At 60.8% G+C, this 15,726-nt stretch carries 6 protein-coding genes; 2 read left to right on the plus strand and 4 right to left on the minus strand.

The window, feature by feature from the left end:
* Nucleotides 1-5: 5 nt before the first annotated feature.
* The 4 genes from D5041_RS19300 to D5041_RS19315 all read right to left on the minus strand — a co-directional run bounded on the left by D5041_RS19300 (nt 6) and on the right by D5041_RS19315 (nt 7,895).
* Nucleotides 6-2,033 (minus strand): AMP-binding protein, encoded by a 2,028-nt coding sequence (locus D5041_RS19300; protein WP_265285514.1) that lies wholly within the window; start codon nt 2,031-2,033, stop codon nt 6-8.
* Between the two features lie 279 nt (nt 2,034-2,312).
* The gene (locus D5041_RS19305; protein ID WP_265285515.1) at nt 2,313-4,031 is read right to left on the minus strand and encodes an ABC transporter ATP-binding protein; all 1,719 of its coding nucleotides are present in this window, start codon (nt 4,029-4,031) and stop codon (nt 2,313-2,315) included.
* On the minus strand, nt 4,028-5,785 hold the full coding sequence (locus D5041_RS19310) for an ABC transporter ATP-binding protein (RefSeq protein WP_265285516.1): 1,758 nt from the start codon (nt 5,783-5,785) through the stop codon (nt 4,028-4,030). Before D5041_RS19310 ends, D5041_RS19305 begins: the two co-directional genes overlap by 4 nt.
* 13 nt (nt 5,786-5,798) lie before the next feature.
* A complete protein-coding gene (locus D5041_RS19315) occupies nt 5,799-7,895 on the minus strand; it encodes a TonB-dependent receptor (RefSeq protein WP_265285517.1) in 2,097 nt (698 codons plus the stop codon).
* A gap of 236 nt (nt 7,896-8,131) precedes the next feature.
* Between D5041_RS19315 and D5041_RS19320 the strand changes: the two genes are divergently transcribed.
* On the plus strand, nt 8,132-8,995 hold the full coding sequence (locus tag D5041_RS19320; RefSeq protein ID WP_010106238.1) for a helix-turn-helix transcriptional regulator: 864 nt from the start codon (nt 8,132-8,134) through the stop codon (nt 8,993-8,995).
* 289 nt (nt 8,996-9,284) lie between these two features.
* Nucleotides 9,285-15,710, plus strand: coding sequence for a non-ribosomal peptide synthetase (locus tag D5041_RS19325; RefSeq protein WP_265285518.1), 6,426 nt, complete (start codon nt 9,285-9,287; stop codon nt 15,708-15,710).
* The last annotated feature ends 16 nt before the right edge of the window (nt 15,711-15,726 follow it).

Raw genomic sequence — 15,726 nt, forward strand, 5'->3', positions numbered from 1 at the left:
TCCGGTCATATGTCCTGCATGTCAGGGATGCGCCTGCGGTTGCGATGAGGGCCGGCTTTTTCCGATAGCGGGGCGACCGTCTCCTGAGTTTGGGCAACGGATGCTTCGATATGCTCGGCCAGCCTGCCCATTGAGGTGTATTGGAAAAGATCTGTGATGTCCAGTTCCCATTCAGGGCGCCTGCTGCGCAAGACTTCATGGAAGTGGACGATGGCTCGCGAATCCATCCCGAGGTCGAACAAGCTGAGATGGGGATCGATCTGTGCCAATGGTCGATCCAGTTCCATGGCGAGCAGACGGACGAGATACCCGAGCGACGACCCGCGCAGGTCACTGGAGGCGGCGTCGGGATCCATGTCGTTCCGATAGCGGTGAAGTACGGGAAGTGCTCCTTGTAGCAACAGGCTTCGGCATTCCCGCCGTTGAATCTTGCCGCTGGAGGTCTTCGGCAAACTGCCAGTGCGTATGAACAGGATATCGTCCAGCCTGACTCCCAATTGCTGGGCCAACTCCTGCTGGATCTCGAATATGTAGCCAGGCAGGCAATCGGGTGGACAGTGCTTGTCGACTTCCTGGACCAACACCAGACGGTCGGACAGCGAGTCGTCCATGGAGAATGCGGCGCCGCAGTCCTTGCGCAGCCACGGACGATCAGTCTGGGCCAGCCATTCGATGTCGGTGGGCACGATGTTGCGCCCTTGATAAATGATGAGATCCTTGATGCGACCGCTGACGGTCAATTCGCCAGCGTCCAAGTAGCCCAGATCCCCCGTGCGCATGAACCTTCCGAGTACGCCGTCCAGCCGAGCCTGGAAGGTTTCGCGGTTGATCTCTTCCTCATGCCAGTACCCCGGGGAGATACTGGGGTTATTCGTCGATACCCAGATTTCTCCGACTTCCCTCTCGGGCAACGCATGCTGGCGTTCCGGGTCGACGATGCGAATCTCCATACCAGAGCAGGGAGCCCCGCAGGAGACCGTCAGACGCTGCTTGTCGCCAGGTCGAACAGGCATGGCGCGCCAGTGTTGTCCGGGACGGGTGCAGGTGATGAGCAATGTTGTCTCAGCCATGCCATACGCGGGATGAAAGGCCCGGGGCGAGAGTCCGGAAGCCGCAAAGCGGCGCAAGAAGGCCTCAATCGTGGCCGCCTTGATGGGCTCCGCACCGCAATGAGCCCACCTCCAGTGGGAGAGATCCAGTTGCACGGCATCGGCTTCCGAGATCCGATCCACGCACTGCTGATAGGCGAAGTTGGGTCCACCACTACGCCATGCCCGGTATCGTGATATGGTATTCAGCCATACTAGTGGCGCCCGCAGTATCGTCATTGAAGGAAGAATCACGTGTTTGCTGCCGGTGTAGAGAGCGAGCAACAATCCTTTCACCAATGAGTAATCGTGGAAATGTGGCATCCATTCGACCGAGACCACACGGCCTGGATTACCCATCCGATCCTCAATGACAGCCGTGTTGGCCGCCATGTTGCGATGGGTGATCATCACTCCCTTTGGGGCGCCCGTTGAACCAGAACTGTATTGCAGGTAGGCAACCGTGTCGAGCGAGGCGGCCGGGAGTGCGATCGGCAGGTCATCGCAAGCGACTGGCAGGGGCAGATACCGATATTGTTGCTCGGGCAGCCACTGTTGCGCTCCCTCGGCATCCAGATCGGCGAGGAACGCCGTGTCTGCCAGAATCGTTTGCGCGGAGCAATTCTGGGCGATGCGCTGCAGCCGGGGCAGCGAGCGCTTGAACCCCACAGCGCCTGGTCGTGCCGTGGGCACGGCTATTTTCCCTGCCAGAACCACGCCGGCGAAAGCCACCATAAACTCAATGCCCGGCGGAAACAGCAAGAGTATGGATTGGCCGATATCTCCCTGATTGAGCAGATAGCGTGCCACGCTTTGGGTGCGGCGATGGAACTCGGAAAATGTGATGTCGCTTAGTTCTTGGCCACGACTGTCCAGTTCACGGTAGAGAACCAGTTCACCGAACTGTTCGGCGTGGTGTCCAATCACTTCCTGAAGCGTTCTCATTGGATTGTCTTCCATTCTTTCCACACATGGGCTCATCGGGAGAGGGCGCCGCCATCGGATTGGCACATGACTACTGGACCGCGCTTGCCGGACCTATGTCTCACCCGTACCTGATTCCAGTGTTCTACCTGGAAAATAACAGGATATGAAATCGAGCCTTCGCACCCATGGCGACGTTGCTGATCCTCACGATGGTCCTGACCATCGCTGCGGTTTATACCTTGCCATGGGCGCGAATGCATCGATTTCATTTCGTACAACTATTTGCGGGACAGCGCACTAACCGATCACCCTCCACTGCAAGCTGTGCTGGTATAGGCTCCACAGCGCGGCATACGTCCGATCGGCATGCAGCAATGCGGCATGCTTGCCCATTTCGATTACTTTCCCCGTGCTCAGCACCAGAACCTGGTCCGCACGGACCGCCTGCAGCAGGGAGTGGGTAACCTGGATCACCGTACGATGGCGCGCAAGGACCTGGATCGCTTGCTGGACCCGTGATGCGCTGACGCTGTCCAATCCGGAAGTGACTTCGTCCAGCAATACGATCGGAGCATCCTTGAGCAACGCGCGTGCAATGGCGATCCGTTGGCGCTCCCCCGCCGAGGGAATGACACCGCCTTCGCTCAGCACGGTGTCGAGGCCGCCTTCCCACTGCGCCACGAAGTCGTCGCAGCAGGCCTTGTGCAGCGCCTCGTTGAGTTCTTCATCCTTCGCGTCGGGGCGCCCTAGCAGAAGGTTGTCTCGCAGGGTGCCCGGCAGCAGCGCGGTGTCCTGCAGTACGACGGCGACATGGGCACGCCAACTGCCCAGCGTAGCCGTGTGGATGGGAACACCGCCGAGCAGGATCTGACCATCGCCATGGTCGTACAGCCGCGCGAGCACCATGAGGAGGGTGGATTTTCCGGCGCCGTTGCGGCCGACGATGACGCTGTGGCTGCCGGGTGAAAAACGTGCATCGACCGCGTCCAGCACAGGGCGATCGGCGTAAGCGAAACCCACCGCGTTGACGCTGAGGGTCTCGGGTCGCCCCGGCAAAGGGGTCGCCCCTTGCAGTTGCTGCGGCAACTCAGCCAGCGCCTGTACGCGCACCCACGCCTGCCGCGTCCATTTCAGAAGCCCCCATTCCTGCCAGGCACCATAGAGGTTGTGGTGGGCAATGGGCAGGATCAGCAGTACCGGCAGCAGATCAGCGTCTGCCTGTGCGCGCCAAGCCAGCAGCAGTCCCAGAATCAAGCAAAGTTCGAGCAGCGCGTGGAATATCTGATCGCGCACTGCGAGCGCAGGTATCGCACGTTGCTGGGCTTGTCGTTGCGCCTGCAGGTGGGTGTCGAGCCTGAGCGCCGGTAGACGGGTGGCGCCGAAGAGCCTGAGCGTGCGAATGCCGTCCATCATCGTCGCCAGCCTCGCACGTACCGCCATATTGCACTCGTTCAGTTCGTCGACATGTCGGGTGATCGTAGTGAGCAGGCGGCGTCCCACGACCAAGCACAGCGCCAAGGCCAGCAGGAATCCGCCCAACACCTCCGGTCGGTAGTAACCCACGTACAGCAGCAGGATCGCCGCCAACAGCAGATTGACCTGTAGCCGCACCAACACGATGAAGATCCCTTCCTGTATCTGGCGAATGTCTCCGCCCAGGCGCTCCAGCCACTGGCCTTCAGGCCACTTGTGCAGTTGCCATAAGGGGGTGGCCAGCACGCGCCGCACCAATTGCCGCCGATAAGCGCTGATGGCGGCGAACACCGTCTTGGCTCCCAGCATGCGTGCCTTCCATTGAACGGCCAGCCTGAGCAGCGGCGACCCCAGCGCGATGCTCAGGAAAATGGCACCCGAAGCGGGCCAGCCCCCTTGCAAGTACGCTTGGCGGATGAATTCGGCCGCAGCCACGGGAGGCAGGGCGATGAGCAGGATGTCGATCCAGGTGAGCCACAGGTAGCGAGAAAAATCCCGCCCTGTAGCGCTCCCATGCAGGAGTTGCCGGAACCAGCGGATCATGCCGATTCCTCCTCGGCGGGCAAGGGCAACTGCTGCCAGAGGGTGGCGTAGTACCCGGCGGCAGCGATGAGGTCTTCGTGCCGTCCTTGCTCGACGATCCGCCCCTGCTGCATGACGGCTATATTCTCCAGCGAGCGTATGGTGTGCAGCCGGTGGGCGATGACGATCAAGGTGCGTCCGCGGGCCAGTTCACTGATGGCTTGCTGAATCTGCACCTCGTTCTCGATGTCGCTGAAGGCCAGTGCCTCGTCGAGCAGCAGTACAGGCGCATCGAGAACCACGGCACGGGCCAAGGCCAGGCGCTGGCGCTGGCCGCCCGACAGGTTGCGCCCGTCCGGCTCCAGCATCGTGGCGTAGCCTTCCGGCAAGGCGATGATGAAGTCGTGACAAAGGGTTCGCTTGGCCGCTGCCTCGACCAAGTCGTCACCGATATCTGGCCGCCCCAGTTTGATGTTGTCGGTCACGCTCAGGGCGAACAATTCGGTACGCTGGCTCACGTAAGCCATTGCGTCCCGCAGGGCTTCCTGACTGTAGGCCGACAGCGGATGGCCGCCCAATTCGATATCGCCCTGGTCCGGATCGTCGTAGCGCAGCAGCAGTTCGGCGAGGGATGTCTTGCCCGCACCGCTGTGGCCAACCAGGGCCAGGGAACTCCCGGCGGGTATGCGCAGATCGATGTCTGCCAAGACTTGCCGCTCATTGCGCAGCCGACTCACCTGACGCAGATCGAATCCGGCCGACTCCGGCACCATGGGGATCTGTCCCCATGCCAATTCGTCGGCATCCAGCAAGCCGAATATCCGTTTCCAGATAGCCTTGAGCTTGCCCAGGCGGAGGAAGAAGCTGAAGACATCGCTGTAGAGACTCCCCAGCCCTACCGAGACAACGCAAAAGAACGCGAGGCAGGCCAGAGACAGGTCATCTGACGCATAGAGGATGCCACCGATCAGCAGTGCGACGGACAGGGAACTGGTGCCCAGTACCATGAAGAGCACCGCTAGTAGCAAGGGCGGGCGCACGGCGGCGACCGAACGGTGTTCGAATTCGGTCAGGGCGCCATCGATGCGGGTGTAGGCTGTGTCAGCTTGGTTGTAGGTGCGTAGCAGCAGTTGGTGGCGCAACAGTGTGTCCAGACTGCGCATCAGTCCATTCCATGCCTGCATGGCGTTCTGGCCCGCACTGCGTCCCCGAGACATGGCGGAAACGCTGCAGCCGATGGCGATCACGTAGGGTAGCAGGCACGCCAAGCCCATGCGCCAGTCAACCCACAGCAACACCGCAGCCAGGGTGAGTGGCACCAGGGTCGCAGCGGTCAGCTCGGGCAGGAGATGGGCGACCGCGTCCTCCAACTCGTCGACCTGCTCACCAATCAACTGGCCGTGCTGGGCTGGAGACATCTGGTCAAACCATGTCAGGCGTACCCGATCCAACTTGTCGAGCAGGCGATCTTTGATTTCGGCGATGGCGGCGAAGGCCAGTCGGTGTGCGATGATTTTGCTGCCACAGGAGAGCATGTGGCGCAGAGCCCATCCCAGCACGAGCGCGGAAACCATCCATGCGCCCGGAACGGTGAGATTCTGCTTGCCGAGAATCTGGGCAAGCAGGATCCAAGCCACGACGCAGGGCAACAGGCTCAGGACACCAGAGACAGCCGTGCCTATGCATGCAAGGCCCAGTTGCCATGGCCAGCCACGCACCAGCGCGTAGCTGCTGGAGATCCCTCCGCTACGGGGCAGGCGGGCGAAGTCGATCACGCGGGTCTCCATCTCAAAATTTGCTCCCCAGGGTCAGCAGCACGGTGCGGGGCTGGCCATACACCGCCGTGTGCGTGCCCGCGAGTGGAGAATTGGCGATGGCATTGCTGTAGTACTGCTTGTCCAGCAGGTTGTTGACGCTCAGGCTCAGCCACCAGTGCTTGAAGTCCGCCTTGCCGCTGAGGCTGAACAATTGGTAGCTCGACTGGCTGAAACTGTTTTTGGCGTCGGCCCTGATGCGCCCGACATGGTTCATGTCCAGCCGCACGGTCACCGAGGTATCGGCGATGCGATCCTTGTACTGCACACCGACGCGTCCCGTATTGCCAGGTACGAAGGGCACTGACTTGCCCAACTCTGCCGGGTCGTTGCTCTTGCGGATGCGGCTGGTGTTCAGGGCGTAGCCCGCATTCAGGTTCCAGGGGCCGGCGATCTGATAGTCGGCGGACATCTCGACGCCGCGGTAGCGGGTCTCGCCGATGTTCTTCATCTGGGTGTCAGCCATGTCCAGCACCTGCTGATTGCGCAGCAGCGTGTGATAGAGCGACAGCGAATAGCCCAGCCGCTGCCCGGCGAGCCGGCCCTTGATCCCCCACTCGATGCTGCTGGTCTTCTCCGGGGCGTAGCTCAGGTATGGACCGACGGGCAGGCCACCGATCATCTGCGGGCTGGTGTTCACGCCACCTGGCGTGTAGCCGGTTCCGTAGCTCAGGAAAGTGGTGTTGTCGGGTTGAAATGCGTAAGCCAGCGCCAGCTTGTAGGTGCTGGATGATTTCGATTTCGATACCTCCTCGCGGTCCTGCTGGAAATCCTTCAGCTTCTGCCGGTCGCGCTGGTAGCGTCCGCCGGCCGTGGCTGTCCAGCCCGGCACGAATACATAGTCCAACTGGCCATACCAAGCCACGCCCCGGGTGCGGTAGCGCGAATTGCTGAGGATGTTGCCGTAGCTTGTCTTGAAGGCGTTGCTGTTGTCCGTCTGGTCGCCATAGGCAAAAACGCCCGTCTGCCAATGCGCGGCACCAGCGTTGCCCACCAGTTGGAACTCCTGACTCAGTTGCTTGTGTTCGTTGGTGTAAGGGTCAAAGTCCCACTTGAAAAGAGGATTGCTGCTGTAGTCGGCGTCGCTGACCGTGTGCAGTTTGTCCTGCTGGTAGCCGGTGATCGAGTTCAGCCGGAACAGGTCGAAATCGTGGCTGACCCTGAGCGTCAGCCCGTTGCCCCGGGTCTTGGTATGGCCTTCCGTATCCCGGTCGATCTGATAAAAGCGTACGGGGACGAAACCCCTGCCTGCGTCCCGACGTATCGGCTTCCAGGTTGTCGGGTCGATGAAGGTCTGCAGGTAGGGTGCGCTGTCGTCCTCGAAATGACTGAAGGTCAGATTCAGTGCCGTTTTGTCCGTCGGGTAGAGGTCGGCCTTGAGATGGAGGTTGCGCCGCTCCTGGCCGTCGAGTTTGCCGCGCGATCCGGTGGCGACGTTCTCGAGCACGCCGTTGCGTCTGGTCCAGGATGCATTGATGCCGAGCAGCATTTGGTCCTCTGCCAGACTTTTCGAGAGCGTCGCGCCGCCTCGCCGTTGATCGTGGTTGCCCGCGCCAAGAAAGGCCGATGCCGCATCGCCCCTGAGTCGCTTGGTCACGATGTTGATCACCCCGGCCGAGGCATTGCGCCCGTACAAGGTCCCCTGGGGGCCCTTGAGCACCTCCACGCGCTCAACATGGTCGAGCAGCATGCGATCCTGCAGTACCGAGTCGATCTGAGGGACGCCGTCGACGTAGACGGCGACGCGCTTGTTCTTCAGGTCGAATGCGTCGCCCATGCCACGCAAATAGATGCGCGGCTGTCCGCCGGTGTAGCTCGATATGCCCAGGCCGCTGACGAGTTTGTCCAAGTCCTCCAAGCTGTCGATCTGGTGCAGCGCGAGATCTTCCGCGCCCACGACCTCCACGGTGGCCGGTACATCAAGGACGTTCTGCTCGACCTTCTGCGCGGTCACCGTCACCGCGCCAAGTTCACGCACATCTCCCCCTGTTGTGTCGGCCAGGGCCAGTTTCGGAACAACCCCTGTTCCCGTCAGAACTGCGGCCAATGCCGCCACTCCCTGCACGTTCATTCCACCCCCTTGATGCAAGCCGAAAGAGCATCGTCTTGCGTTGACTCCCGATTCCCGTTAATTTACGCACACGATTGAGAATCATTCGTACATTTTGGAGCGTACCTGTTTTGCCAGGCCCAAGGCTTTGCGGGATGCGCCGTATGCGTTTGCGGTAAGGCCAGACCCTCCTTCGTCGGAACTGGATAAGGTTCAGGTACGGCGAACGGGGGGCTCCGGGGATTGGAGTTTTCGAGATGAATGCGTTGAAATTTCTGCGCCAGATCCGATGGGAAAGCGGCGATGGAATCTGCATGTCCGGATGCGAGTTGCTGGCGTCCGAGGATGCGGTGCTGCCCAATCCGATACCGGAGGACGGCCTGCTGCTCGGGCTGACGCTATTTGGTGCAGCAGAGTCGGGCCATGTCGCTCAGCCGCAGCATGACTTCGCGGTTCCACCAGATCACTGCTGGGCGCTGGCGGTGCAGCAAGGCAGTCTGCTGGAAGGGCGCTATGCCGCAGGCGCCCGCATCGCCGGCGTCAGCTTCTTCCTGAGCCGTTGCTGGCTCCTCGCGCGCACGGCCGGTGATGACGTAATGGCGCAATTGCTCTCCTATTGCGGGCAGCCGATGCCCAGGAAGGCGCCACTGTCCGCACCGCTGCGCAGCCATGCCCTTCGACTGCTCTACAGCAGTTACTGCGGTGAGATGGGCCGACTGTTCCTGGCTGCCCGCGCCCACGATCTGCTGCTCGGCCTGATTGACAGCCATCGCAATGTGCCCGGGGGCCCGATGTTGCGCACGCCTACCGGCCTGCTGCGCATGAGCCGGGCGCGTGACATCCTCGAAGCACGGCTGATCGATCCACCAGAACCTGAAGAACTTGCGAAGCTCGCGGGCACCAGCGTCAGTGCGCTGCGCAAGGAGTTCAAGGCGGCATTCGGGCTTCCCGTGGCCGCCTATGTGCGCAAACGCCGGCTCGAGCAGGCACATCTTTCCCTGGAGCGTGGCTTGTCGGTGACGGCCGTGGCGCACCAGTTCGACTACGACTCCCCGGCGAACTTCTCCACCGCCTTCAAGCGGCAGTTCGGGTATCCGCCCAGCGAATTGCGCGTGCGCTGACGCCGCGCGGGATGCAGGTGGGGATCGGGGAGGATGTCAGAAATGTGAAGTTTTCTGTCAATTAATAATATTGCATCTCATTCGTATTGCATGATACATATCCCCCCTGTTGCGTCCCATCGTCGAGACGATGCGCCAGGAGCAATGCATGGTTTCATGCGCTCCAACAATAAAATTTATGAAACATACTTCGCGTCAATTTTCTTCTAAACAATAGTCATTTTCAGTTTCTTTTCTTATGGTAATAGCAGACGATCCCTCACCGCGCCCCGCACTCAGTGCGATTCGCTTGCAAAAACGGCTTCAAGCAAGCCAGGCGCAACAAATCCGCATCACGCCAGACGCTGCGCGACGTCGCCAGCCATTCCCCTTGGCTGATATGCAGCACGCCTACTGGATGGGGCGACAAGCCACCTTTTCCCATGCCGGTGCCATCCAGTTCTATGCTCAGTACCACTGCCGAGGGCTTGATCTGCCGCTGCTGGAGCGCGCCTGGAATGCGCTCATTGCACGCCATGACATGCTGCGCGCTACGGTGGGGATCGACGGTCTCCAGCGGGTCGCCGAAAGCGTGCCCTATCAGTTCATCGGCACGCGTAGCTTGATCGACATGTCACCCGAGCAGCGGATGCAGATGTTGGATGAGATGCAACGTGGCATGCAAGAGGAGTGCATTCCCTTGGAGCAGTGGCCACAATCCCGCCTGCACTTCGATGGTTTTGGCGACGAGGGCGATGGCTACCTGCACATCAAGCTTGATCTGTGGAGTGTGGATGGTCGCAGTCTGCATATCCTGTTCGACGAGTTGGCACAGTTGTATCAACGCCCCAACCTCGTGCTGCCCGAATTGCAGATGCAGTTCTGCGACTACATCGCTGCATTGCAGGAGCAGGAGGGAAGTCTACGCTACCAGCGTGCCCTTGAGCGCTGGCGAGGCAAGCTGAAAAATTTGCCTCCCGCGCCAATGCTGCCGCATCGTGCCGAAGGCGGCGACCAGCGATTCCAGCGCTGGTTTGGAAAACTGGAAGAAGAAGCGTTGATGCGCCTGAATGCCAATGCGCGACATCGTGGCCTGTCGCTCGCCGTGGTAATTCTGACCGTGTATGCCAGCACCCTGGCGCGCTGGAGCAGTTCCGCGCATTTCACGTTGAGCGTTCCTCGCTTCAACCGCCCTGACTGGCACCCGGACATCGGCAATGTGATCGGCGAATTTGCCTCCTTCAGCCTGCTGGAAGTCGACCTGCGTGAACACGCCAACTTTGCAGTCAATGCAACGCGTCTTCAGACCCAGCTCTGGGACGATCTGGATTTCCAGGAAATCTCCGGTGTGCAGCAATTGCGGGAACTTGCGCGACTGCAGTCATTGGGCGAGGCCGTAGCCATGCCCATTGTCTTCACCACCACGCCCGATCTGCGCAATGGCGCCGCCCTGACGCCACAGGAGATTGGCGTAGTCTTCGGTGAGCCGGTGTGCGTCGTCAGTCGGACGCCTCAGGTGCTGCTTGACTGCCAGTACCTTGTCAATGGCGGAACGCTGTTGTTCAACTGGGATGCTATGCCCAGCGCTTTCCCGGACACAATGCTCGACACGATGTTCGATGCATTCTCCCAGGCCCTGGCGAGACTTGCCGAGGACGACGATGCTTGGAATACGCCCTTGTCCTTCCCGTTGCCGCCAGCGCAAGCCGCCGTGCGAGCGGGGCTGTGGCAGAAAGCTGTCGTCGAGCCGGTGTCACCTTCTCGCGCCCTGCAGGAACGGGTCGTGGTTGCCCCGCAATTGCTCGCCCTGGTATCGGCTCAAGGCATTCGGCTGACCTATGCCGAATTCCTCGCGCAGGTGACGACGCTGGCCCAAGAACTGGCACATGCTGGTGTCGGAAAATCGGACCGGGTTGTTCTGCTGATGCAGCGTGGGTGGCAACAAGCCGTAGCGTTGCAATCCTGCCTGTGGCTCGGCGCGGCAGCCGTACCCCTGGATCGCACACACCCGGAACCACGCTTGCGTGCCATCGTGGCGCGGGTTGCTCCCAAGGCGGTCATGCGTAATGCGCCAATCGGTGCATCCATTGCCCCCGACGTGCCGTGTATAACCATTTCGGACCATCCGACCGAAGCCTCGCTGATAGAACTGGCACCGGCACCGTTCGATGCCAATGCCGTCTGCTGCGTCATATTCACCTCCGGCTCCACAGGCCAACCCAAGGGCGTGGAGATATGCCAAAGGGCCGTGGCGAATTTCCTGCAGTACAGCATCCGTTCATTCGACCTGCAGCCTTCCGATCGCATCATTTCCGTTACCGCGCAGCATCACGACCTCGCTTTGTTCGACCAACTGGCGACCTTCTGCGTGGGAGCAACGCTCGTCGTTCCGAATGCCGACAGGGACACTGACCCGGCGCATTGGCTCGAACTGCTTCGCACGCACAGGGTCTCGGTATGGAACAGTGTTCCTCGCTTCATGGAAATGGTGCTCTCAGCCGCTCAAGCTGAATGGGGTGGCGGTCTGCCGACCAGCATGCGGCAGGTCATCCTGGGCGGCGACTGGGTTGCGCCGGCGCTCGCCGCACGACTCCTCAAGCACCCCGGGCTCAAACTGCGCAGCAGCGGCGGACCGACGGAGACCACCGTCTGGAACATCACGCACGAAGTCAGCGTGGTGGATACCGAATTGCCCAGCATCCCCTACGGACGATCCATCGACAATTGTCGCTACTACGTTCTGGATGAGCTGTTGCAAGAATGTCCCGACCACGTCCCGGGCGAAATGTACTGTGCAGGCCTTTCACTGGCTCGTGGTTATCTGGACGATCCCGCGCAGACGGCGTTGCGCTTCCTGACCCACCCGATGACGGGCGAGCACCTGTATCGGACCGGCGACCGCGGAGTCTTCAGGCCGGACGGCAACCTTCTGATTCTTGGGCGCACCGATTTCCAGATCAATGCGGGTGGATATCGTTGCGATCCGATGGAAATCGAATCCGCGTTGCAACTGCATCCTGCGGTGAAGCATACGGTCGCGCTCGAAGTACCGCACCAAGATGGGAGTTCCGTGGTGGCCGCATGTTATTTGTCAGGCGACCAGCCCTGCTCGGAGGATGAGTTGCGCGCCCTTTGCGCAGAGCGCTTGCCCGTCGCCGCCATTCCCAGGGTGTTTCTTCCCGTTTCCGAATTCCCACGCACGACCAACGGCAAGATCGACCGTCGCAGGCTTGTCGAAATTGCAACGCAACACGCGCGTCCAGTGAAGACGGGACGACCACCACGAAATACCGGCGAAACTCAACTGGCTGCAATATGGCAAGACTTGCTCGGCAAGGAGATCACGGACGTCGAGGCCGGTTTCTTTCCGTCGGGCGGAGACTCGCTCAGCGCCACGCGTCTGCTCCTTCAAATCGAGAAGACGTTCGGCGTTCGGCCGCCTCTGGCCATGGTCTTCTCACACCCGACCATAGAGGCGATGGTCGAGTGGCTGGCGAAGCATCGTTCTACAGCAGAGGCAGTTGCTCCTTGGCCGACCTGCCAGACCGACCATCCGCCACAGTCCTGGGCGCAGCAACGGCTGTGGTTCATGTCCCGAATCGCTCCGGGGAACCCGTTCTTCAACTTGTGCTACTGCCTGGAACTGGATGGCTCGCTGGACGCCATCGCCTTTGAAAATGCCCTGCGCCGACTGATGGAACGGCACGAACCATTGCGTTCCCGGTTCCCTGCGCATGCCCCGGTCGGAACCTATGTCGTCGACAAGGCGCCAAGCGTGATGGAACACGAAGACCTGCGCGATCTCACTGTCGATGCCAAGCAGAAAAAACTGATGGCCTGGGCCGAACGAGAAAAGATCCATGGATTCGACCTCGAAAACGGCCCACTGCTCCGAGCACGGCTGTTCCGCGTGGACACCAATCGCCATGTGCTGTTCTACAGCATCCACCATATCGCCTTCGATGGCTGGTCAACTGAGTTGTTCAACCGAGAGATCTTTACCCTCTACCAAGAGGAGGTCGATGGGCTACCTCCCAGCCTTCCACCGGTCGCCAAGTATTCCGATTTCGCTCAAAGCCAGCATGATCTGCCTGTCGAACAGATAGCGACCAGCCTGACTTTCTGGCGAAACCGTCTGGCCGACATACCACCACTGCAGTTACCGGAAGACCACAGACGGCCACCGGTGCAGAGCTTCCGTGGCGCAGTCAGCCGCTATCGCCTTGACAAGACGCTGGCGCAGCGAGTTGACGCGTTCTCCGGGAGCCAGGGCGTGACGCCGTTCATGACCCTGCTGACAGCGATGCAGGTCGCGCTGGGGAGAATGGCGGAACAGCAACGCTTCGTGATGGGAAGCGTCGTATCCGGACGGGACCACCCCGCAACCGAGACCATGCTCGGGTTCTTCATCAACAATCTGCTGCTGCGCGGCGATCTGTCCGACAACCTGCCTTTCGATCAGCATTTGGCTCGCGTGCGGGACGAGTTCCTTGACGCCCAGAAACATCAGCACTATCCGCTGCAGCAGTTGGTACAAGCCATGTCGGCAGGAGCGGATGCCAGCCGAAATCCTCTGCATCAGGTATCCTTCACTTACCAGCCGACAGGCTTGGCAAAGGGCAAATTCGGCCGGATCAATGTGATGGGCCGTACCATTGTGTCCGACACAACCCACATGGATCTCGAGATCATCGCCATCCCTGACGGCGACGGACTGATTCTGGTCTGGTTGTATGCTCGCGATATCTACTCTGCCGCCAGCATTGACCGATGGAATCAGGCGTTCGAGAACGTGCTTGCCGCAGCTTTGCAGGACCCTCAGACGAAGATCAACGACTTGCCGCTGGCTCACTCCCAGGCCTGCCGTGAATGGGCCTGCGTAGATGGCGGACCGGTCTTGGAAGGAACTGATCCGTGGCCGATCATCCAGCAACATGCAATTCACCACCCCCAGCGTGAGATGCTGCGACTGGATGATGGTAGCGGGATCACTTGGACTCAATTGCTAAACCGCGCAGAGCGTGTGGCGAGCTGGGTCACGGAGCACGCACTTCCAGCAAAACCTATTGCAATCCGCCTGCATCCAGGCGTCGACTATGTCGCGACCATCCTTGCCGCACTCCGCTTGGGGCAGGCATGGGTTCCGCTCGACCCGCGGCGACCGCAGCAGGTAATCGCCCAAATGCTCGGCCAGAGCGAAGTCGGCTGCCTGATCAGCAACAGTGCACTATGGTCCGGCATACCGGTCGTGAATCTGCCTGTGCTTCTTGCTGATCGGGCGGTCCTGGCACCGCCCGTGGCTTTGCCTTCGTACCTGCCGGCAGACGATGAATCCCTGGCACTGATACAGCATACTTCGGGCTCCGAAGGTCTTCCCAAAGGGGTCCGGATCACCTATGGCAACCTGCGCCGACGGCTGACCTGGGGTCAGACACCAGTTCCTTTGACGCCCTACGATGTCGGCTGCCTCAAGACTTCGCCAGCGTTCGTGGATGCTGTCGGCGAACTCCTGGACAGCTTGCTGGCGGACCTTGCCCTCGTTATCCCTTCGCCAGACCAAGCCCGCAGTCCCCTGGAACTTGCACGGCTGGTGCGTCGTCACGAGATAAGCCGACTGGTGATGACCCCCTCGCTGGCCGATGCGTTCTTTGCCATGCCCGAAGCGCAGAACCTCCCGCTCAGGATCGTCGTCCTCGGTGGCGAGAACGTGCGCGTTGAATTGGCACACCGATGCCTGGCGGCGTTGCGTCCGGACGCCTGCCTGCTCAACTACTATGGTGCGACCGAGCTCACGTCCGATGGGGCATGGCACCGCATCACACCGGAAAATCTGGACACCGGCACGAGCCATGTTGAAATTGGCCTGCCGCTGCCGGGCACCTGTATCTGGCTGCTCGACAGCAACGGCCGGTTGGTGGCCCCGGGATGTGCGGGTGAGATCCACGTCAGCGGCCAAAACTTGGCAGCGGGCTACTGCGGCTCCCAAGCCACAGCAGTGCGTCTGTGGACGACACCGGATGGCGAGAAGACCATACCGCTGTACGCCACGGGTGACACTGCCGTGCGCACCCCGGGAGGCCGACTGCTCTGCCTGGGGCGGCGTGACCACCAGTTCAAACTGCGTGGCATGCGAGTGGAAGCCGGGGAAATTGAAAGCCAACTTCGCAGGCATCCCTCCGTGCGCGACGCGCTTGTCGCGGTGGATGGAGAAGGTAGCCAGCAGAGGCTGGTTGCCCATGTTCTTTTGACATCGGTGGAAGATGGCGACGCACGGACCTTGCGCAATTTCCTTGCCGAAAACCTGCCGGCGGGATTGATCCCCAGTCATTGGAGCTTGCAGCGTGAATGGCCCTATACCCCCACAGGGAAGGTGGATCGGCGTGCCCTGTGCAGGGATGCCCTGGTAGTGGCTGGTGCAGCAACAAGCTATGTGGGGGCGAGCACACCACTGCAGCAGGCCATCGTGGATGCATGGAAGGGATTGCTGGGCGTCGAGCGAGTGGGCATCCACGACAACTTCTTCGAAATGGGCGGAAATTCTCTGCTTCTGGCACAACTGCATCGCCATGTTTGTCAAATTGTGCGGCGTGAGTTCCCCCTGACGCTGTTGTTCCAGCACCCGAACATCCATGCGCTGTCGCTTTGCCTGGAAGGCAATTTGTCGACCAACGTTCGCGCACGGAAGTCCTCAAGCCAGAGGGCGAAGGCCCGCCTGGCCGCCAGGGAACGCCCGTAACCCTAACCCATCCAGG

It is taken from the genome of Verminephrobacter aporrectodeae subsp. tuberculatae (assembly GCF_026127385.1).
In the GTDB taxonomy this organism is placed as follows: Bacteria; Pseudomonadota; Gammaproteobacteria; order Burkholderiales; family Burkholderiaceae_C; genus Acidovorax; species Acidovorax aporrectodeae.

Excerpts from the sequence above, each read along its gene's own strand:
- D5041_RS19305 (WP_265285515.1), bottom strand. The coding sequence starts at position 4,031 with ATGATCCGCTGGTTCCGGCAACTCCTGCATGGGAGCGCTACAGGGCGG.
- D5041_RS19300 (WP_265285514.1), bottom strand. The coding sequence starts at position 2,033 with ATGAGAACGCTTCAGGAAGTGATTGGACACCACGCCGAACAGTTCGGT.
- D5041_RS19320 (WP_010106238.1), top strand. The coding sequence starts at position 8,132 with ATGAATGCGTTGAAATTTCTGCGCCAGATCCGATGGGAAAGCGGCGAT.
- D5041_RS19315 (WP_265285517.1), bottom strand. The coding sequence starts at position 7,895 with ATGAACGTGCAGGGAGTGGCGGCATTGGCCGCAGTTCTGACGGGAACA.